Raw genomic sequence first — 21334 nt, forward strand, 5'->3', positions numbered from 1 at the left:
CCGGTCGCGCCTGTAGCCTGGTGACCCCCGCGGGCTGCCCTGTCAGCTTGTTCGGTCGACGGCGGCGAGGATTGCCGCTCCAAGTTCCGAGGGCTTGGTGAACTGGGGCCAGTGCCCGGTGGGAAGGTCCACGAGTTCCACATCGCGGATGCGGGCGAGTTCTTCAACGTAAGGGTGCCCGGCGTCCATCCACTCTGTCAGCAATGAGGACGGGAACTCGCAGGCGATCACCGTGGCAGGGACGTCGTAGCGGCGCACGTCGTGAAGGTGCTGCCTGTCGCAGGCCACTCCCTTTGGCTGCGGGATGGCCCGTGCCCGGAATGCTTCCCGCAGCCCGTCGTCGAGATCGGTGAGATCGGCGTCGTCGAACACGTCCCAAGGGGGCAGGGGGATCTCGTCACCGTCAACCGGCAGTTCATCATTGATGACCCCGCCTTCCCCGAGCGGTCCGCTGTCCACGTACACCGCCCGGACTACACGGTCGGGGCGCTCGTCCACGGCGCCGTGGATGATGGCGCCGCCGCCGGAGTGGCCGACGAGGACCAGCGGGCCCTCAATGCCGTCAATGGCTTCCACCACCGCGTTGATGTGGTCGCGGAGCCCGATGCCCGTCCGCTTCGCGTCCCTCGCCTCGAGCCCCGGGAGGGTCAGCGCATGGATCTGGTGGCCGGCCTCCAGAAGCGGGGGAGTGACGCCGGACCAGGATGAGCCATCGAGCCAGAAGCCGGGAACCAGAATGATGTCCATGCCGGTACCCTACCCTTGCTGCCTGCCGCCCGGGACCCATTTGGCCGTCCGGACTTAACGCGGGCGGACTTAAATGCGTGTGCCCCCGGGAACTCCCCGGGGGCACACGCATTCAACGGCGATCAGGCCTTCGACTCAGCCAGCTCACGGTCGACGGCTGCGGGCGCCTCTTCCTCGCGGAAGGCCTCTCCGGTGCGGGGTGCGTTGTAGAGGGTTTCGTCGAGGATGCCCTGGCGCTTGGCCACAATCGTGGGTACGAGCGCCTGGCCGGCGACGTTGACCGCCGTGCGGCCCATGTCCAGGATGGGGTCGATGGCCAACAGGAGTCCGACCCCGGCCAGCGGCAGTCCCAGCGTGGAGAGGGTCAGCGTCAGCATGACGACGGCGCCGGTGGTTCCCGCCGTCGCAGCGGACCCGAGGACGGAGACCAGGGCGATGAGCAGGTACTGGCTGAAGTCGAGCTGGATCCCGAAGAACTGGGCTACAAAGATTGCTGCCACAGCCGGGTAGATTGCCGCGCAGCCGTCCATCTTGGTGGTGGCGCCCAGCGGAACGGCGAAGGAGGCGTAGCCCCGGGGAACGCCGAGGTTGCGCTCGGTGACACGCTGGGTCAGCGGCAGCGTGCCGATGGAGGAGCGGGAAACGAAGGCCAGCTGGATGGCCGGCCACGCGCCTGAGAAGTACTGCTTGACGGACAGGCCGTGCGAGCGGACCAGAACCGGGTAGACGCCGAACAGCACCAGGGCAAGGCCAATGTAGATGGCAACCGTGAACTTGCCCAGCGAGCCGATGGTGTCCCAGCCGTAGACGGCCACCGCGTTGCCGATCAGGCCTACGGTGCCCAGCGGTGCGATCCTGATGATCCACCACAGCACCTTTTGGATGACGGCCAACGCGGAGGCGTTGAGGGCCAGGAACGGCTCCGCCTGCTTGCCCACCTTGAGGGCGGCGACGCCGACGGCGATGGCGATCACCAGGATCTGCAGGACGTTGAAGCTGACGGAGGTGGTTACGGCGCCGGAGTCGGTGACGGTGGAGCTGGCACCAAGGCCCAGGAAGTTCTTGGGGAACAGGCCGATGAGGAACGCCCACCAGTCGCCTTGCTTGCCGTCGTACTCCGCGTCGCCCGGGATGCCGGTGTTTGCGCCCGGCTGCAGGAGCACGCCCAGGCCGATGCCGATCAGCACGGCGACCAGCGACGTGATGGCAAACCACAGCAGCGTGTTCCAGGCCAGCCGCGCCGCGTTGGAGACCTCACGCAGGTTGGAGATGGAGCTCACCACGGCGGTGAAGATGAGCGGCACGACGGCGGTCTGCAGCAGCGAGACGTAGCTGGAGCCGATGGTCTGCAGCGTGGCGCCCAGCCCGTTGGGGTTCGCCTTGGTGCTGCCGGTGTACTTAGCCAGCAGGCCAAGCCCCAGCCCGACGATCAAAGCCGCAATGATCTGGAAGCCGAAGGAACCTGCCCACCGGGGCAGCTGGAAGCCGGGTCGCCCGGCCGTGGATGAAGTGGTTTGATTGCTCACCACAACAAGCTAGGCTGCATAAAATACAGCTTCCAGCCCGCATTGAGAAATATTACGCTGGCCCCGATCGGTAAGAACGCCGCAATGCCCGGTAAATCGGCGCCAGGCCGGCGTTTTATGAAGTTATTCCCGCGGCGCGTGTGGCAAACATCTCGCGGACGCCGCTGGTCGAGCTTGTCGAGACCTTGATCTCGACAAGCTCAATCAGCGGCGGGCAGCTAGGCGAGCATGGCGCGCTTCAGGGTGTCGAGGCCAACGGAGCCGATGTTGAGCGCCTTGGTGTGGAAGGCCTTGAGGTCGAAATCCGGCCGGGCTTCGAGTTCCTCACGGATCTGTTCCCACAGCCGCTGTCCCACCTTGTAGGACGGCGCCTGGCCCGGCCAGCCAAGGTAGCGTGCGAACTCGAACTGAAGGTTGCCGTCGCTGATATCCAGGTTGGCCTTGAGGAAATCGAAGCCCTTCTCCGGCGTCCAGGTGCCTGTTCCCCAGCGCGCGGGCACGTCAAGTTCCAGGTGCACGCCGATGTCGAACACCACCCGGGCAGCCCGCATCCGCTGCATATCCAGCATGCCCATGTGGTCGCCCGGATCCTTGAGGTAGCCGAGTTCCTCCATGAGGTTCTCGGCGTACAGGGCCCAGCCCTCGCCGTGTCCCGACGTCCAGCAGACATTCCGCCGCCAGCTGTTGAGCAGCTCGCGCCGGTAGACGGCCGTGGCCACCTGCAGGTGGTGGCCGGGCACGCCCTCATGGAACACCGTGGTGGTTTCGGCCCAGGTGGTGAACGTGTCTTCGCCTGGCGGCACGGACCACCACATCCGGCCGGGCCGGCTGAAGTCGTCCGTCGGCCCCGTGTAATAGATGCCACCCTCATCCGTGGGCGCGATCCGGCATTCAAGGGTCTTCATGACGTCGGGAATCTCGAAGTGGACGCCGGCGAGGTCGGATATGGCGCGGTCGGACAGCTCCTGCATCCACGCCGTCAGGGCTTCCGTTCCCTTGATCTGGCGGGTGGGATCGCTGTTGAGGATTTCCTTGGCCTCCGCGATGGAGGCACCCGGCTTGATTTGCCCGGCTACCTGTTCCTGGGTGGCAATGATCCGCTCGAGTTCCTCGACCCCCCAAGCGTAGGTTTCTTCGAGGTCGACGGCGGCGCCAAGGAACACCCGTGAGGCGAGGGCGTAGCGCTCCCGGCCCACGGCGTCCTTCTCCGGGGCGACCGGCAGCAGCTCCTCCTGCAGGAATGCGGCCAGCCCGGCGTACGCCGCCCGGGCGGCGGCGGCGCCGGCGTCGAGCTTTTCCTGCAGTTCCGCCGGCAGCGGGCCGTCAAGTGTTTTGGCGTCGGCCGCGAGCTTGGCGAAGAAGCCGTCCTCCGCGGCGTATTTGGTGGTCTGTTCGATCACGATCGACACCTGGCGCCGGGCCGAGACCTTGCCGTTGTCCTTGGCCGTCCGCAGGGACTCGATGTAGCCGCTGATGGCAGCCGGCACGCTGTGCGTACGGCCCGCGATGTTCGCCCAGTGCTCCTCGGTGTCCGTGGGCATGAGGTCGAAGATCGACCGGATGTTCTGCGCCGGGGAATCAATGTTGTTCAGTTCGGCGAGATTCCAGCCCGAGTCATGGATCTCCAGCTGGAGGCCGAGGCGTTCGCGCAGGGCATCGAGGGTGACGGCGTCGACGTCGTCAACGGGTTCCAGCCCCTCGAGGGCCTGCAGGGTCTTTCGTTCGGCGGCGGCGAACCTGCCGAGTCCGGCGGGGGAAAAGTCCTGGAACTCGGTGTCATGCCCCGGGATGCCGAGCGTGGTGGCCAGGCTCGGGTCCAGGGCAACGAGTGTGTCGGTGTGGGCGTCGGCGACGGCGTCGATGGCGGTCCGGGGGCGCGCTGGGGCGGCAGATTCAGTAGTCACCCCACGAGACTAACTGCGGGGTTCCGGTTATGAAAGACTTACTGAATTTTTCAGCGGCCGGGGCCTCCGCCGCCTGGGCCCACGCTGCCGAGGGGCCCCGATCGAGCTTGCGAGATTGGGGAGGCAGCGGGGAGGTTCCCTGGCCGAGCGAAGCGAGGTTAGGGAGGCGGTGGGGACGGACCGCTAGCCCCGGCTGCGCTTCCAGGCGCCCGGACCCGGCGTCGGCTCCAGCCGCAGCTGCTGGCGCCGCACCCAGTGCCGCGTGCTCGGCTTCTCCGGGCGGGCCGCTGCGGCGGGACCTAAGGAAAGCACGACGGCGGTAAACGCCGCCAGCTCCTCGGGCGTCGGTTCGCCTTTGGTAACGGAGAACAGCGGGGTTTCGACAGGCTCAACCAGCGGATCTTTCGCGCTCACAGCGGGATGTTCCCGTGCTTCTTCGTGGGCAGGCTCGCGCGCTTGTCGCGCAGCGCCCGCAGCCCCTTGATGATCTGCAGCCTCGTGTCCGAGGGCGCGATGACGGCGTCAACGTAGCCCAGCTCTGCGGCCTGGTACGGGTTGAGCAGCTCTTCCTCGTACTGCCGGATTACGTCGGCGCGCTTGGCCTCCACGTCGCCTCCGGCCTCGGCAACGGCGGCGAGGTCGCGCCGGTACAGGATGTTGACGGCGCCCTGTGCGCCCATCACGCCGATCTGGGCGGTGGGCCACGCGAGGTTCAGGTCAGCCCCGAGCTTCTTGGAGCCCATCACGATGTAGGCTCCGCCGTAGGCCTTCCGGGTGATCACGGTCAGCTTGGGCACGGTGGCTTCGGCGTAGGCGTAGAGGAGCTTGGCTCCGCGGCGGATGATTCCCTGGAACTCCTGGTCCTTGCCCGGCAGGAAGCCGGGAACATCGACGAGCGTGATGATCGGAATGTTGAAGGCGTCGCAGTGGCGGACGAAGCGGGCGGCCTTTTCGGAGGCTGAGATGTCCAGGGTGCCGGCGAACTGCAGCGGCTGGTTGGCCACGATCCCCACCGTGTGGCCTTCGACGCGGCCATAGCCGATGATCACGTTCGGTGCGTACAGCGACTGCATCTCCAGGAAGTGGGCGTCATCGACGATCTGCTCGATGACCTTGCGCATGTCGTAGGGCTGGTTCGCGGAGTCCGGGACCAGCGTGTCCAGGGCGAGGTCGTCGTCGTCGAGCTCCAGCTCCTGCTGGTGCTCCAGCACGGGCGCCTCGGAGAGGTTGTTGGAGGGCAGGAAGTCCAGTAGTTCCCGGACGAACTCAATCGCATCGGCTTCGTCCGAAGCCAGATAGGTGGACGTGCCGGTGGTCGCGTTGTGCTGCCGGGCGCCGCCGAGGGTCTCCATGTCCACGTCCTCGCCGGTGACCGTCTTGATGACGTCGGGGCCGGTGATGAACATGTGCGACGTCTTGTCCACCATGACCACGTAGTCGGTGAGCGCGGGGGAGTAGGCTGCGCCGCCGGCGCACGGGCCCATGATGAGCGAGATCTGCGGGACGACGCCGGATGCGTGCACGTTGTTGCGGAAGATGTCCGCGAACATCGCCAGCGAGGCAACACCCTCCTGGATGCGGGCGCCACCGCCGTCGTTGATGCCCACCACAGGGCAGCCGTTGCGCAGTGCGAATTCCTGGACCTTAACGATCTTTTCGCCGTTGACCTGGCTCAGCGAGCCGCCGTAGACGCTGAAGTCCTGGCTGTAGAGGGCCACGAGCCGGCCGTCCACGGTTCCGTAACCCGACACGACGCCATCACCGAGCGGCTTCTTCTTCTCCATGCCGAAGGCGGTGGAGCGGTGGACCGCAAGGGCGTCGAACTCCACGAAGGATCCTTCGTCCACGAGCAGGTCGATGCGCTCGCGGGCGGTGTTCTTGCCGCGTGCATGCTGCTTCTCGATGGCTTCAGGGCCGGACGGCTGCTCAGCACGGGCCTGGCGGTCGCGGAAATCGGCAATCTTTCCCGCCGTCGTGGTCAGATCGTGGCTCATGAAGTGTCTCCGGCTCTGTAGCTGTTGTGCTGTGGCTGTTCTGCTGCGGCAGCGTGACGCGGGCCCTGGTTGCCGGTTTAAGTAGCATCCGTACAAATCCAAAGCCCTGATGGCTAGTCTAGTGACGCTAATTCCCGGGACCGCTGTAGGGTTCCTACAATTTTCGTTCGTGGCGCCGACGGAACCGCCGATGTTACTCGCGGGTAACAAATTGCGGCTAGAGTGTCCCTATGACTTCGAGCAGCGACGCTTACCCTGTTCCGGCTACGCCTTACCAGACCCCCGGCAGCCTTCGGGGCCGGACCATCCTGATGTCCGGGGGCAGCCGCGGCATAGGCCTGGCGATCGCCCGGCGGGCAGCGCGCGACGGCGCCCATGTGGTGCTGCTGGCCAAAACCGGCGAGCCGCATGCAAAGCTCGAGGGTACCGTCTATAGCGCCGCCGAAGAGCTGGAGGCTGCCGGCGGCAGTGCCCTGCCTCTGGTAGGGGATGTCAGGAACGACGACGACGTCGCGCGCGCCGTGGACGCCGCCGTCGGCCGCTTTGGCGGAATCGACGTCGTCATCAACAACGCCTCCGCGATCGACCTCTCACCGACGGACGCGGTGGACATGAAGCGCTACGACCTCATGCAGGACATCAACGTCCGCGGCACCTTCCTGCTCTCCAAGCTGGCGCTGCCCGCCCTGCGCAAATCATCCGGCGGCCACATCCTCACGCTCTCGCCGCCCCTGAACCTCGACCCGAAGTGGGCGGGCCGGCACCTGGCGTACACCATGGCCAAGTACGGCATGAGCCTGACCACGCTGGGCCTGGCGGAGGAGCTCAGGAACGACCGCATCTGCGTCAATTCGCTGTGGCCGAGGACGCTCATTGATACGGCCGCCATCCGGAGCATGGCCGGCGGTGAGTCCATCGTCCGGGCTGCCCGCAGCCCCGAGATCATGGCCGACGCGGCCCATGCCGTGCTCACGGGGGACTTCGACACGGGCAACTTCTACACGGACGAGCAGGTCCTGGCCGCCGCCGGGGTGACGGATTTCCGGCCCTACAGCCTGGGAGCTGCCGAGGAGGACCTCGTCCAGGACATCTTCCTGTGAGCGGCACCGTCTGTGGGCCGGCATCTATCTGCGGGCCGGTTTCTTCCGGTTAGCTGGCATCTTCCTGTGAGCCGGCCTCTGACCGGGGGCTTTCCCGGCCGCGCAGCCCGGCGAGTCGCTAGGATTCAACTATGGATGCCGCACGCCCTGACGATAGCCGTGGACCGCAGGAGAACCTCACCGGTGCGAAGGGCCTGCCCGAGCGGCCGGCCCTGGACCGGGAAGCCCTGTCTGACGCCAATTTCCTCGCCGCCACCGGCATCGCCCAGCTGACGGTCGTGGAGACAACCGGGTCCACCAACGCCGACCTGCTGCGGGCAGTGACCGTGGATCCCAAGGCCTGGCCAGACCTGGCAGTCCTGACGGCCGAGCATCAGACTGCCGCCCGCGGCCGCCTGGACCGCGCCTGGGAAGCGCCCGCCCGCAGCTCTGTGCTGGTCTCGCTGGTGCTGCGGCCCGTTAATGCTGACGGCCGCCCCCTGCCCACCCAGACCTACTCATGGCTGTCACTCCTGGCCGCTGTCGCGCTGCGCGACGCCCTCGATGAGACAGCGGGAATTCCCGCTGAGCTGAAGTGGCCGAATGATGTTCTGGTGCGCGGCGGGAAAATTGCCGGCATCCTCGCCCAGCTCGGGCCCCTGGGCGACGGCTCCGTGCCGCCCGTCATCCTTGGCACGGGCCTGAACGTCACACTCACCGAGGACGAGTTGCCGGTGCCCACCGCCACGTCCGTCCAGCTTCAAGGTGCCGGAACGGTGGACCGTACCGTGCTGCTGAAGAGCTACCTGTCCCGTTTTTGCATGCTGTACCGCAGCTTCTGCAATGCTGACGGCGACGCCACGGCAGGCCTGGCCGGCGGCCCGTCGCTGCACAAGCGCGTCGAAACGGCGATGGTCACCCTGGGCCAGCAGGTCCGCGCCCAGCTGCCGGGCGACCACGAAATCATCGGCCACGCATCCCGGCTTGATGACTCGGGCTCCCTGCTGGTGGTGGACGCCTCTGCCCATGAGCACGTGGTGACTGCGGGGGACGTGGTCCACCTGCGGCCGTGGTCTCCGGAGACGTCTGCCAAGCACGGCGCCGACAGGCACAGCTCCGGGAAGCATGGCGCCGACAAGCAGGGGGCCGGCGAAAGCGGTTATGCGTAAGGAACTCCTTCCGGGCGAGCAGGTCATCGTGGTGACCCGCCCGCAGCCCAGGGTGCTGTTCCTCCCGGCGGCGGTTTTCATTGTGGTGCCCGCCCTTGCGGCATTTGCGAGCGCCTGGATTATCCGCGGCGGCCTGTCCGCGATGGCCCCTGCCGTCACCGGGGAATGGACGTTTTGGGCGGTGGCTGCCTGCGTGCTTGCCGGCCTGTGGATCCTGCTGGGATACTGCCTGCCCCGGCTGCTGCGGTGGCAGGCCACACGGTATTACCTGACCAGCCAGCGGGTGCTGGCGCGCTACGGGATGCTCCGCCGCCGGGACCGGCAGGTTTTCCTGGCCTCAGTGCGTAATGTCACAATCAGCCAGTCGATGCTCCAGCGGATGTTGCGTTCGGGGAATATATCCTTGGATGCCGGGCACCATTTCGGCACCGTGCTGAAGGACGTGCCGGAAGTTGCCACCTTCCACAGGTTCTTGCTGGATGCCCTCGATGAGCTTCCGGACGACGAACCATTTGGATTGGGTCAGGCGCCGGATGAGCCCGGCGCCCGGTTTCCGCGGGATGTGAGAGAAGGTGGAAGAGATGAACGATGAGGATCAGCGCGGCGGCCAGGAGGCAGGCACGCATGAGGCGGGCAAAGACGGAGCCGGCGCGCACGGCACCGGTCACGGGGAGGTGACGGACGCCGTCGTCGAAAATCCGGCCACCGGCACCCTGTCCGCGGAACGAATCGCGGCAAAGGCCCTCGAAGCACGCCTTCTGGGCGGGGAACGCAAGCTGCGCCGGCGCGACGTGGCGGGCGGTGTCGGACTGTCGCTGCTCTCGGCGCGCAAGCTGTGGCGTGCGCTGGGCTTCCCCAACTTCGGTGACGACGACGTCGCCTTCACCGAACGCGACCAGGCCGCCCTGTCCACGGCCGTGGGCATGGTCCGGGCCGGAATGCTCACCGAGGAGGCCGCCATCTCGGTGACCCGTGCCATCGGACAGATGACGGACCGCATGGTGGTGTGGCAGATCGAGGCGCTGGTTGAGGACATGGTCCACGAGCAGGGACTCACGGACGCCCAGGCCCGCAAGCGGCTGGTCCATGAACTGCCTGCCCTGGTGGATCCCCTCGAGGAGATGCTCGTCTACTCCTGGCGGCGCCAGCTCAACGCCGGCGTGCAGCGGCTGGCCGTCCGGGCGGAAGCCGGCCTGCAGGCCAGCGAGGAAGGCCGCGAGGGTGACGAGGACGATGCTCCGCTTCCGTTGGCGCGTGCCGTGGGCTTCGCCGACCTGGTGTCCTACACGAGCCTTTCCCGCCGGATGAACGAGAAGACACTCGCCAAACTGGTGCAGCGGTTCGAGAACAAGTGCGCAGAAATCATCTCCGTGGGCGGCGGCCGGCTGGTGAAAACCGTGGGCGACGAAGTCCTCTACATTGCCGAGACGCCGGCAGCGGGCGCCGAAATCTCGCTTGCCCTCGCCGAGGCGTTCACCCGGGACGAGATCCTGCCCGAGGCACGGGTTGCCATGGTCTGGGGCCGAATCCTCTCCCGTCTGGGTGACATTTACGGGCCCACCGTCAACCTTGCCGCCCGCCTCACCACGCTCGCCGATCCGGGTACCGTGCTGGTCGACTCGATGACCGCTGCCGCGCTGGACCAGGACGAGCGGTTCGTGCTCATTCCCCAGGACGTGGAGAACGTCCGGGGATTCGGGGAGATCCAGCCGGTCACCCTGGCACGGGGACGTGGCAAGGGCCTGGTCCTGGACTAGGGCAGTCCTCCCCATCGCCCGGGCCGGGCTGCGCAGGTAGGCTGGCCGGGTAACGGACGGCCAAAGGGTTGTTCTTGGACAAGCCGCCAGCGCCCATGTAATAGTCGAGACTCAGAATTGTTCCGGCGTCTCTATGGGGGAGTGGCGGAATGTCACCGGCCCGTGATGAACATCAGGGGCTCGTAAGCCGCGCTCAGGCGGCCGTGATTTCAGGGGAATAATAACGCTGTGTCAACTTTGTTCGGCAAGCTGGGGCTGAGGAAACGCCGCAACAGGATCGTCACCGGAACCGTCTTTACCGCTGCAGCTGCAGCGCTGGTGGCCGGTGCTGTCATCCACCCGGGGTTCAAGACAACCGAGGTTGACCTTAACGACGGCGGTGTCTGGGTGGTCAGCAAGGCCCGCAACGCCGTCGGCCGGCTCAACTACCCCTCGCGGGTCCTTGACGGTGCCGTGACCCCGGCCAGCACCACGTTCGATGTCCTGCAGAATGCGGGCAAGGTGTTCGTCGACGACGAATCCGGCTCTACCCTGAACCGGGTGTCCGCCGCCAACATGAGGCTGGGCGGCGACAGGAAGCTTCCCGGCTCGGCGCAGGTGAGCTTCGGCGCCGACGTCATCTCGGTCACCGACCCTTCCACCGGCAAGATGTGGGCCTTGTCCCCGTCAACCGTCAACGCGTTTGACGAGGAGTCCAGCGAGCCCGCCGTGGCCGGTTCCCAGGGCCTCGTGTCCGCCGTCGGCCCGGATGACCGGATCTATTCGGCGGATCCGAAGACGGGGCAGGTGACTGTGACCACGGTGGACGCCGCGGGGGCGGCCACCGACACCGAGCACAGCACGTGGGACGGGCTGAAGGGTGCCGGGGACCTCCAGCTCGCCGTCGTGGGGGACCAGCCTGTGGTCCTGGACGCCGCCGCAGGAAAACTGTTCCTGCCCGGCGGGCGCGAAGTGCCTCTGGCCGACGCGCGGGAGGCGAAGCTCCAGCAGTCAGGCCCGGCGTCAGAGTCCGTGGCTGTGGCCACCAGCAAGGCGCTCCTCAAGCAGCCGCTGAACGGCTCCGCCGCGAAGACCGTGACGTTCGGCGGCCAGGGGGTGCCGGCAGCGCCGGTGCAGCTGGGGGGCTGCGTCCACGCGGCATGGTCCGGGGCGAACAAGTATGTCCGGGACTGCGCCAATGACTCGGACAACAAGAATGTGGCCGTGCCCAAAGCCAGCGCATCGCCCAGCTACGTGTTCCGCGTCAACCGGGACGTCGTGGTGTTGAACGACGTGAACTCGGGAAACGTGTGGCTGGTCAACCAGAACATGCAGCTGGTCAACAACTGGGACGACGTTGTCCCGCCCAAGAACCAGGCTGACGACCCGGATGAGGAGTCCGCCGACGACAACACCATCAACGTCCTGCCGGACCGGACCAAACCGAACCGTCCCCCCGAAACCAAACCCGACGCCGTCGGCGTCCGGCCGGGCCGGACCACTGTCCTGAGCGTTCTCGACAACGACTCCGACCCCGACGGCGACGTGCTGACCGCGTCACTCGGTACGGAAGGCCCGCAGGCCGGGAGCATTGAAAGCATCTACGGCGGCTCCGCCTTCCAGATTACGGTGCCGGCCGACGCCGCGCCGGGGACCGAGACCTTCGACTACACGGCGGCGGATGGTCGCGGCCTGTCCGCCGGCGGCAAAGTAAGCCTGAGCGTCGTCGGGCCGGACGAGAACCGGCCGCCGGCCTTCAAGCGCGGCGACCCCACCACACTCCTGGTGGAGCAGGGCAAGACCGTCAGCCAGAACATCCTCACCGACTGGGCCGATCCCGACGGCGACGACCTCGTCCTGATGTCAGCCACCGCCGACAACGAACAGGACCAGGTCAAGGTCCGCCGCGACGGTCTGCTCACCTTCCAGGATTCCGGCGCCTCGGCCGGCAAGAAAAGCGTCACCGTGACCGTCTGGGACGGCCGCGCCACCACCACGGGAAAGGTGGTGGTCAACGTCCAGCCGCCGGGAGCACTCGCTCCCGTGGTCAACGCCGACCACGTCACGGCAGTGGTGGGCCAGGACCTGGTCATCGCGCCGTTGAAGAACGACGTCGATCCCAACGGCGGCGCCCTGCGCCTCGCCCAGGTGGAAGCCAGCGGAGCTGCAGAACTGGGTCCGGTCACCGACGGCGGCACCTTCACCTTCCGCAGCCGGACCCCGGGCCCGGTCTACCTGACGTACCTGGCCAGCAACGGGCCGCAAAGCAGCCAGGGCCTCATCCGGGTGGATGTGGAATCCGGCAAGGACTCCGGAAATCCCGTCGCCGTTCATGACGTGGCACTCCTGCCGGTGGGCGGCAGCGTGCTGCTGGACCCGCTGGCGAACGACTCGGACCCGTCCGGTGGCGTCCTGGTCCTGCAGTCGGTCGCGGTGCCGGAGAACGCCACGGCGTCGGTGAGTGTGATCGACCACAGCGTCCTGCGGATCACCGACATCGCGGGCACCAAGGACCCGTTCCTGTTCCGCTACACGATGTCCAACGGCAAATCTTCCGCCACGGGAAGTGTCTCCGTGGTGCCTGTTCCCGCCCCGGCTGTGGTGGAGGCCCCGCAGCCCAAGCCCGATGAGGTCAACGTCCGCGTCAACGACGTCGTGACCATCCCGGTCCTGGACAATGACACCCACCCGCAGGGCGAAAAGCTGACTGTTGACCCGGTCCTGCCGCAGGCCGTCCCGGCGGAGGACGGGAAGAGCTTCGTCTCGGAGAACACCCTCCGCTTCATCGCAGGGAGCCAGCCCAGGACCGTGCGCGCCATCTACAACGCGGTGGACCCGCAGGGCCAGAAGAGCGCCGCCGCCGTCACCATCCACATCCTGCCGCTGGAGGGCGCTGAAAACTCCCGCCCGCAACCCAAGAACCTGACGGCCCGGGTGGTGGCCGCCGGCACGGTGCGCATTCCGGTGCCGCTGGACGGCATTGACCCCGACGGGGACTCCGTCCAGCTGACCGGCATCGACAGCACGCCTGGCATGGGCACCGCGACGGCGGGCAGCAACTTCATCGACTTCGTCGCGGCCGGAAACGGCGCCGGAACCGATACGTTCCGCTACAAGGTCGTGGACCGGCAGGGAGCCGTGAACACCGGCACCGTCACCGTGGGCATCGCGCCCCGCAGCGACACCAACCAGAAGCCCACCCCCGTGGACGACCAGGTCAAGGTTCGGCCCGGGCGGCAGATCGCCGTCGACGTTGCCGGCAACGACACTGATCCGGACGGCGACCTGATCCGGATCCTCACCGACGGCATCGAAGCCGATGCCGCGCTCAAGGCCACGGTCAGCAAGCAAAGCGGCCGCATCCTGCTGCAGGCACCGGCCGCCGAAGGTACCGTCAACGTCCGCTACACCGTGGCCGACGAACGCGGAGCCTCCGCGCAGGCAGCCATCAGGATGATGGTGGACAGCAACGTCCCGCTGCAGGCACCGATAGCCCGGGATGACCGGGTGACGTCCGCGCAGACCCTCGGCAAAACCGCCGTCGACGTCCCCGTCCTCAAGAACGACGAGGACCCTGACGGTGTGGGCGAGAACCTCAAGGTCAGCAGCGCGGCCGAGACTGCGCGCCCGGGGCCGGACGGCAACATGATCGTCGGGCTGACCGAGCAGCCACAGCTGGTGCCCTACACGGTTGAGGACGTCGACGGCCAGAAGTCGACGGCGATCATCTGGGTGCCGGGCCTGGGCCAGCAGGTTCCCACCCTTGCCAAGGACGACGTCCTCGAAGTGGTCGCGGGCCAGTCCGTGACCGCAGACCTCGCCGAATGGGTCAAGGTGCGGGACGGCCGGTCGCCCCGGCTGACCCAGACCGACCGCATTAAGCTCATCGGTGCGGACGGCAGCAACCCGGTGGCCGGAAACGGCACCGCCGTCAAATACACGGCGGACAAGGACTACGTGGGCCCTGGATCCATCACCTTGGAGGTGACGGACGGCTCGGGCCCGGACGACCCCGCCGGACTCAAATCCACGCTGAGCATCCGCACCAAGGTGCTGCCGGACCCCAACCGCAACAACCCGCCGGTGCTGCTCGGCGGCTCGGTGGATGTTCCGTTGGGTGACTCCGCCGCCGCCGACCTGGCCAAACTGACCACCGACCCGGATGGCGACGACGCCGCGAACATGAAATACGAGATCGCCGGCGCGGTTCCCCAGGGCTTCCACGTGGCCATCGACGGCGCGTCCCTCAAAGTCTCGGCGAAGGACGGCACAAGGACAGGTGACGGGGGCGCCGTGCAGGTGACGGCGAAGGACCCGCGCGGCCTTGAATCCACCGCCACGTTCCGACTCGCCGTTACGGCAACCAACCGGGCCAAGCCCGTCGCCAACGACGACGTGGAGGAAAATGCCGCGGCGGGCAAGCCGGTGACAGTCAAGGTGCTGGCGAACGATGCCAACCCCTTCCCGGACGCCCCTCTGAAAATCATCGGCGTCGCCACCGAAACCGGCCAGGGCACGGCCGCCATCAGTGGCGACTCGGTGACGGTCACGCCCTCCGCCGGGTTCTCCGGCACCCTGATTGTGTCCTACACCGTGGGGGACAAGACCGAGGACTCGTCCCGGTATGCGACCGCCCGCATCCGGCTCACGGTCAAGGACAAGCCGCTCGCACCCACCACGCCCCAGGCGCAGAGCGTCGGTGACCGGACTGCGCTGCTGAACTGGACGACGCCGGCTGACCGGGGATCGCCGATCACCACGTACACGGTGTACGGCGAGGGCGGCTACAAGCAGGACTGCCCGGCCAACTCGTGCACCCTGAACAACCTCGTCAACAACACGAAATACCACTTCCAGGTGACCGCGACGAACGAATTTGGTGAGTCCGACCGTTCACCGGCTTCGGCTGAGGTCCGGCCCGACGTCAAGCCGGAGATGCCGCTGGCTCCGTCGCTGAAGTTCGGCGACAAGCAGCTCTCCATTGCCTGGAAGGCACCGGCCAGCAAGGGTTCGCCGGTCAAGTCCTACGATCTGGAAATCTCGCCGGCACCCAGCGGCCAGAACCCGCAGATCCAGAACCTGACGTCCACCAGCTACGTCTGGAAGGGGCTCACCAACGGCGTGGCCTACAAAGTGCGGGTCCTCGCCCGGAACGATGCCAAGGACCCGTCGGACTGGAGCACCTACTCCGCGGCCGAAGTGCCGGCCGGCGTACCTGTGACGCCTGCAGCCCCCACCGCAGCCGGCGCCGGTTCCGTGGGTTCACAGTCCCAACTGAACGTCAGCTGGACGGCCCCAAACAACAATGGCGACGCCGTCTCCGCCTACACGCTGACCACGCTGCGGGGCGGATCCGTGGTCAAGAGCCAGAAAGTGGCGTCCGGAACGTCGCTGAACGTCACGGTGGACAACTCCGAAGCTGACTACGCGTTCACGGTTTCCGCCACGAACAAGGCCGGTACGTCCGGGACCAGCGCGCAGTCGGCGCCGGTCCGCGCCGCCGGCAAGCCGGGGACGGTGGACGGCGGAACTGTTCGGGCGAACGGGAAGGACGGCCAGCTGGACGTTACGTTCACGCCGCTCACGGAGGCGCAACGGAACGGTTCCCAGGCGTCGGAGATCAGTTACCGCTGGTCCACGGCCTACGGATCAGGCCCGATCAGCACTGGCGGGGGGACTATCACCGGCCAGCCAAACGGCCGGGACGTGACGGTGAACATCATCGCTGCCTCCACTAAGAACAAGGTGTCCGGCGACGGCAAGGCCATAGGCTCGGGCAACCCGTACGCGCCGCCGAACGCGCCGAATGTCACCGGCCAAAGGTCTGCCAAGGGCGACGGTGATGTGCACTGGACCTGGAACAACCCGGCGAGCAACGGGCGCGCCATCAAGCGGTTCGAGGTGAGCTTCGATGGCGGCAACTGGATCAGCGTCGGACTCAGCAACCGCTACGACCGCCCTGCGGGAGGCTGGGACAGCACCCACTCGCTGCGCGTCAGGGCGTTCACTGTGGTCTACGGACAGGCCGGCAGTGACAGTGCTACCAGCGGAGCAGATCCAACGCCCCCGCTCACCGAGGTCAGGGTCAAGCGGTCGGACAACAACAGCTGCCCCGGCAAGCCCGGTGTCCCCGACCGGTACGACGCCGCCACCCGCAGCTGCGGCGGCAGCGACGCCAACTGGGTGTCATATTCCGACGGCTGGATCCCCACCCCCTGCTGGTCCGATATCTACAACAACGGAAGCCGCTGGTACCTGATGAACGGCGGGCCGCACCCCGGCTGGTACGTCAAGGGCATTACCGTGGACCTCCGCGGCCCCGGTGTGGGCCAGTGCTGACCGTGCAGTGCCACCGCCTGCTGAGAACGAATATGCCTGGAATGAAACAGAAGAGGAACAACCATGACAATGACTAGCGAGCAGGCCGCCTGGTTTGCAGGGACGTTCGAGAAGCTCGTCGCCAACGTGGGCCAGGCTGTCCTGGGCAAGGCGCACGTCATCCGTCTGACCATCACCGCGATGCTGGCCGAGGGCCACGTCCTCTTCGAAGACGCCCCGGGCACCGGAAAGACCTCGTTGGCCCGGGCCCTGGCGGCCACCGTCCAGGGGTCCAACAGCCGCATCCAGTTCACGCCGGACCTGCTGCCCTCGGACGTCACCGGCGTCACCATCTACGACCAGAAGACCCAGAAGTTCGAATTCCACAAGGGTCCGATCTTCAGCAACATCGTGCTTGCCGACGAAATCAACCGGGCCTCGCCCAAGACGCAGTCGGCGCTGCTGGAGGTCATGGAGGAGTCCCGCGTCACCGTGGACGGCACCACCTACGAAGCCGGCCGCCCCTTCATGGTGCTGGCCACCCAGAACCCGATCGAGCAGGCGGGCACCTACCGGCTGCCCGAGGCCCAGCTGGACCGCTTCCTGATCAAGACCTCCATCGGATACCCGGACCACGCCTCCACCGTCCAGCTCCTGGGCGGAACCAACCTTAAGGACCGGTCCCGGGACCTGCAGCCGGTCATCACCACGCAGGCGGTGGCCGACATGGCGGACCTCGCCGCCACGACGCACGTCGACACCGCCGTGCTTGAGTACATCTCCCGGCTTTGTGAGGAGACCCGCAACGCACCCGAGACCCGCCTGGGTGTGTCGGTGCGCGGCGCCCTCGCCATGGTCCGGGCGGCCAAGGTCTGGGCCGCGGGCCAGGGGCGCAATTTCGTCCTGCCGGACGACATCAAGGACCTCGCCGGCGTCGTCTGGACGCACCGTTTCGTGATGGACCCCGAAGCCGAGTTCTCCGGGGCAACGGCCGAAGCCGTTCTGGAACGCGTCCTGGCCGATGTCGCAGCGCCGCAGCAGCGCGCCGCCGTCTAAAGTGCAGCGGTTTAGGGTGCGGGTACCCAAAGTTCGGCTGCCCAGGGTGCGGCTGACCAAAATGCGGCTGCCCGGGCTGCTGTTCCATAGCCGCCCGTCCAGGGTGTGGTCGGATGCCGCCGGCACTGCGCGCCTGGCAGTGGGCCCCGCCTGGCGGGTAGCCGGCGGCGTATGGGGCGGGCGCGTCCGGCCCGTCCTGTCCGTGGTCAGCGTCCTGGGCTGGTCCGTGCTGGCCGCCGCGGTTCTCCTGTGGGCGGCCGGAAGCGCCTACGGCTGGCAGGAAGCCAAGGCGGCGGCCATTGCGGCGCTGGTGCTTTTCGTCCTCGCCGTCGGCTTCATCCTGGGCCGCTCCTCCTACGGTGTGGTGCTCGACCTCGCCCGGACCAGGGTGGCGGTGGGGGACAGCGCCGTCGGAAGCATCGCCGTGTCCAACACCTCTGCCCGGCCGCTCCTGCCCGCCGACCTCGAGCTGCCCGTCGGGGCAGCCACCGCCGTCTTCCACCTCCCGCGGATGAAGCCGCAGCAGGTGCATGAGGATCTCTTCACCATCCCCACGGCGCGCAGGGCGGTCATCGTGGTGGGTCCGGTGCGCTCAGTCCGGGCCGATCCGCTGCACCTGCTCCGCCGGCAGGTGCTCTGGACGGAACCGGAGGACCTCTACGTGCACCCCCGAACTGTTGCGCTGGCCGGTTCCGCGGCCGGGTTCATCCGCGACCTGGAGGGCATGCCCACCACGGAGCTGTCCAGCGCGGACGTTTCCTTCCACGCGCTGCGCGACTACGTCCCGGGGGACGACCGGCGGCACATCCACTGGAAATCCACCGCCCGGACCAACAAGCTCATGGTCCGCCAGTTTGAAGAAACCCGCCGCGCACACCTGGCCATTTCGCTGTCCATCAACACGGACGAATACGCGTCGGAACAGGAATTCGAGCTGGCCATATCGGCAGCCGCGTCGATCGGCCGGCAGGCCATCCGCGAACAGCGCGAGCTGGACGTCCTGACGCAGGCCGGTCCGTTGCGCTGCGAGACCGGCCGCAACATGCTGGACGACATGACCCGGATCGTCGGCACCCCGCTCCGGAAGACCGCCGTCGACCTCGCCCGCACACTGGCCGACACGGTGCCCAATGCTTCGGTGGTTTTCTTCGTCGTTGGCAGTCACGTGACGCCCACCCAGCTGCGCTCGGCCGCCGCGTCGGTGCCGCCCGGGGTCCGAAGCCTCGCCGTGCTTGTCGACCTTGGCGCCGCGCCGGCCCGCGCCAACATCGGCGACCTGACCGTCCTCACGGTCGGTGACCTCTCCGACCTTCCCTCCGTCCTGCGAAAGGCTGCAGCATGAGTGAGGCCACAGGTCTCCGCCCCCGCCGTTCAGACAGCGCCCGCCGTTCAGGCAGCGTCCGCCGTTCGGCCCGGCCTGCTGCCGGGTCCGCGTTCGCGGACGGCCGGCCGCGGTGGTATTTTGTGCTCGACGGCGGTGCCCTCACCATTCTGCTCGGGCTGGGTGTCCTCGGGTTCAGCCTCAGCTTCGGCGGCGGCCCCCGTTACCTGGTTGCCGGCTTTGGCGGGATCATCCTGGGCCTGGCCATCGCTGCCGGCAACGCCCATTTCCGGTTGGGCCTGCTGATCACCACGGCCCTGGCCTTCGGCGGTTACCTGGTACTGGGGACGGCCCTCGCCGTGCCCGACGCCGCGGTGGCTGGATTCCTTCCCAGCCTGGAATCCCTGCGGACGCTGCTGCTCGGCGTCGTCTTCTCCTGGAAAGACATGCTCACCGTCGGAGTGCCCGTGGGCACCGCGGGCGGCGTGCTGATCGTCCCCTTCCTGAGCTCACTCATCACGGCAGTTGCCGCCGGCGTCCTCACGTGGCGGATCCGGAGCCCCTACTGGCCGCTGCTGCCGGTCCTGGTCCTGTTCGTCACGGGCATCGCCTTCAGCACCAACGCCGGGTTCCTGACCGTGGAGCGGGGCATCGCGCTGACAGTGGTGGGCATCGCCTGGGCCACCTTCCGGCGCGACGCCCTGCGCCGGCGCGACACCCACAAGGTCTCGGTGAACCGTCCCCAGCACGACGCCGGCACGGCCGGGAAGGCGCGCATGCGCCGTTTGGCGGCCGGAGCCGCCGTGCTGGCGGCGACGGTGGGTATCACCGCGGCGGTATCGCCGCTGATCGCCGCCGGTGACGAGCGGCGCGTCCTCCGCAACGTCGTCGTACCGCCCTTTGACCCCAAGGCCTACGTCACGCCGCTGGCGAGCTTCCGCAACTTCGTCAAGGACAAGAAGGACGACGCCCTGTTCACCGTGAAGGGGCTGCCCAAGGACGCGCGGGTCCGGCTCGGGGCACTCGATTCCTTCAACGGCACCAACTACACCATGGATCCGAACGGCTCCGGCAGCTTCAGCAAGGTGGGCGATGCGAAATCGATCAACACGCTCGCCGGTTCCACGGACGCGGTGCCGACGAACGACTACAGTCTGGACATCACCATTGATGACTACCAGGGCTACTTCGTCCCGGGCGGACGGAAGACCACCGGGCTCAGCTTTGGCCCGGGCTCGTCCGGTGCCGCCTCGGGGCTGTACTTCAACTCCGGAACCGACACCGCGGTAACCACCCAGGGCCTGTCCCGGGGCGATTCCTACACCGTCCAGGTGTCGGACCCGGTGAAGCTCGAGCACGGGCAGCTGACGCAATACGACTTCGCCAGGGTGAGCCTGCCGGACATCACCGACGTGCCCCCGGTGGTGGGCGCCCAGGCCAATGACCTCGCGGCGGACGCCCCGACGGCCGTGGACCAGGTCCGGCAGATCGAGGCCCACTTTCAGAAGAAGGGTGCCTTCAGCAACGGGCTCATCGCCGACGGGCAGCTCCCGAGCGTCTCGGGGCACGGCGCGGCGCGCATCCGCGACCTGCTGACTGCCAAGCAGATGCTGGGCGACGACGAGCAGTATGCCGTGGCGATGTCCCTGATGCTTCGCCATTTGGGCATTCCCTCGCGCGTGGTCATGGGCTTCTATCCCGACCCGAAGAGCCCGGAGAACGGTGCCGGCGAAATCAGGATCCTGGGCAAGGACGTCCATGCCTGGGTGGAGGTGGCCTTCAACCGGGTGGGCTGGGTGGCCTTCGACCCCACTCCGCCCAAGGACAACATTCCCATCCCGCCCGATCCGGAAAACAAGTCCAAGCCGAAGCCCCAGGTCCTGCAGCCGCCGCCACCGCCGCAGGAACCGGCCGACCTGCCGCCGGACTCCTCTCCCGACGCCCTCGACGCCGACGAGAAGAAGAACAACCCCTGGCTGCTTTGGGGTCCCGTCCTCACGGCCATCGGCATCGCCCTGATTCCGGCAGGCATCCTCGCGCTGCCGCTGCTGCTCATCGCGCTGCTCAAGTCCCGGCGCCGGAAGGCCCGCTTCACCGGCGGCGATCCTGCCCAGCGCGTCGGGGGCGGCTGGAACGAGGTCCTCAGCCTGGCAACGGACATGGGTGCCAACGTGGACAACCGTGCAACCAGGCGGGAAACGGCGGCGGTAGTCGCTGCGGCGTTCCCCGCCACCGGCACCGCCACAACCCTGCTCGCGCACCGGGCTGACGCGTCAATCTTCGGGGCGGGCCAGCCGAGCGAGGATGAGGTGCGGGAGTACTGGGACGTCGTGGACGGCTCGCTCAGGGAGATGACCGGAACCGTTGGTTTCTGGCGGCGCCAGCAGGCGCGGTTCTCGCCACGGTCGCTGCTGGCTGAGGCCCGTTCGGCCCTGGCCGCGCGGGGGTTCCGGCGGTGAACGGGTCTTCGGCGAACGGGTCTTC

13 protein-coding genes are annotated in these 21334 nt (G+C 67.5%); 8 read left to right on the forward strand and 5 right to left on the reverse strand.

All coding sequences use genetic code 11. The annotated features are described in order from the left end of the window. Positions 1-42 precede the first annotated feature (42 nt). From QF036_RS08185 to QF036_RS08205, 5 genes are all read right to left on the reverse strand, one after another. Entirely contained in the window at positions 43-747 is a 705-nt protein-coding gene (locus QF036_RS08185) for an alpha/beta fold hydrolase (protein ID WP_307100829.1), read from the reverse strand. 122 nt (positions 748-869) lie between these two features. Then, positions 870-2273, reverse strand: a complete 1404-nt coding sequence (locus QF036_RS08190) for a dicarboxylate/amino acid:cation symporter (protein ID WP_373460114.1) — start codon at positions 2271-2273, stop codon at positions 870-872. A gap of 218 nt (positions 2274-2491) precedes the next feature. Then, positions 2492-4177 (reverse strand): DUF885 domain-containing protein, encoded by a 1686-nt coding sequence (locus QF036_RS08195; protein ID WP_307100833.1) that lies wholly within the window; start codon positions 4175-4177, stop codon positions 2492-2494. Positions 4178-4360: 183 nt separating this feature from the next. Next, positions 4361-4591 (reverse strand): acyl-CoA carboxylase subunit epsilon, encoded by a 231-nt coding sequence (locus QF036_RS08200; RefSeq protein ID WP_307100836.1) that lies wholly within the window; start codon positions 4589-4591, stop codon positions 4361-4363. Then, positions 4588-6171, reverse strand: a complete 1584-nt coding sequence (locus QF036_RS08205; RefSeq protein WP_307100838.1) for an acyl-CoA carboxylase subunit beta — start codon at positions 6169-6171, stop codon at positions 4588-4590. The genes QF036_RS08200 and QF036_RS08205 overlap by 4 nt, the downstream gene beginning before the upstream one ends. Positions 6172-6401: 230 nt before the next feature. Between QF036_RS08205 and QF036_RS08210 the strand changes: the two genes are divergently transcribed. The 8 genes from QF036_RS08210 (at position 6402) to QF036_RS08245 (ending at position 21309) form a co-directional block, all read left to right on the forward strand. Further along, a complete protein-coding gene (locus QF036_RS08210) occupies positions 6402-7271 on the forward strand; it encodes an SDR family oxidoreductase (protein WP_307100840.1) in 870 nt (289 codons plus the stop codon). 131 nt (positions 7272-7402) lie between these two features. Further along, on the forward strand, positions 7403-8419 hold the full coding sequence (locus QF036_RS08215; protein ID WP_307100842.1) for a biotin--[acetyl-CoA-carboxylase] ligase: 1017 nt from the start codon (positions 7403-7405) through the stop codon (positions 8417-8419). Next, positions 8412-9011, forward strand: a complete 600-nt coding sequence (locus QF036_RS08220) for a PH domain-containing protein (protein WP_307100844.1) — start codon at positions 8412-8414, stop codon at positions 9009-9011. The genes QF036_RS08215 and QF036_RS08220 overlap by 8 nt, the downstream gene beginning before the upstream one ends. Beyond that, a complete protein-coding gene (locus QF036_RS08225) occupies positions 9001-10176 on the forward strand; it encodes an adenylate/guanylate cyclase domain-containing protein (protein ID WP_307100846.1) in 1176 nt (391 codons plus the stop codon). Before QF036_RS08220 ends, QF036_RS08225 begins: the two co-directional genes overlap by 11 nt. A gap of 228 nt (positions 10177-10404) precedes the next feature. Further along, the gene (locus QF036_RS08230; RefSeq protein WP_307100848.1) at positions 10405-16494 is read left to right on the forward strand and encodes an Ig-like domain-containing protein; all 6090 of its coding nucleotides are present in this window, start codon (positions 10405-10407) and stop codon (positions 16492-16494) included. A 63-nt stretch (positions 16495-16557) separates the two neighbouring features. Further along, positions 16558-17529, forward strand: coding sequence for an AAA family ATPase (locus tag QF036_RS08235; protein ID WP_307100850.1), 972 nt, complete (start codon positions 16558-16560; stop codon positions 17527-17529). Positions 17530-17590: 61 nt separating this feature from the next. Further along, on the forward strand, positions 17591-18871 hold the full coding sequence (locus tag QF036_RS08240; RefSeq protein ID WP_307105843.1) for a DUF58 domain-containing protein: 1281 nt from the start codon (positions 17591-17593) through the stop codon (positions 18869-18871). Beyond that, positions 18868-21309 carry a transglutaminase family protein gene (locus QF036_RS08245; RefSeq protein ID WP_307100853.1) on the forward strand — a complete coding sequence of 814 codons (2442 nt, stop codon included), beginning with the start codon at positions 18868-18870 and terminating at the stop codon, positions 21307-21309. Before QF036_RS08240 ends, QF036_RS08245 begins: the two co-directional genes overlap by 4 nt. Positions 21310-21334: the final 25 nt, after the last annotated feature.

It is taken from the genome of Arthrobacter globiformis (genome assembly GCF_030817195.1).
Taxonomy (GTDB): domain Bacteria; phylum Actinomycetota; class Actinomycetes; order Actinomycetales; family Micrococcaceae; genus Arthrobacter; species Arthrobacter globiformis_D.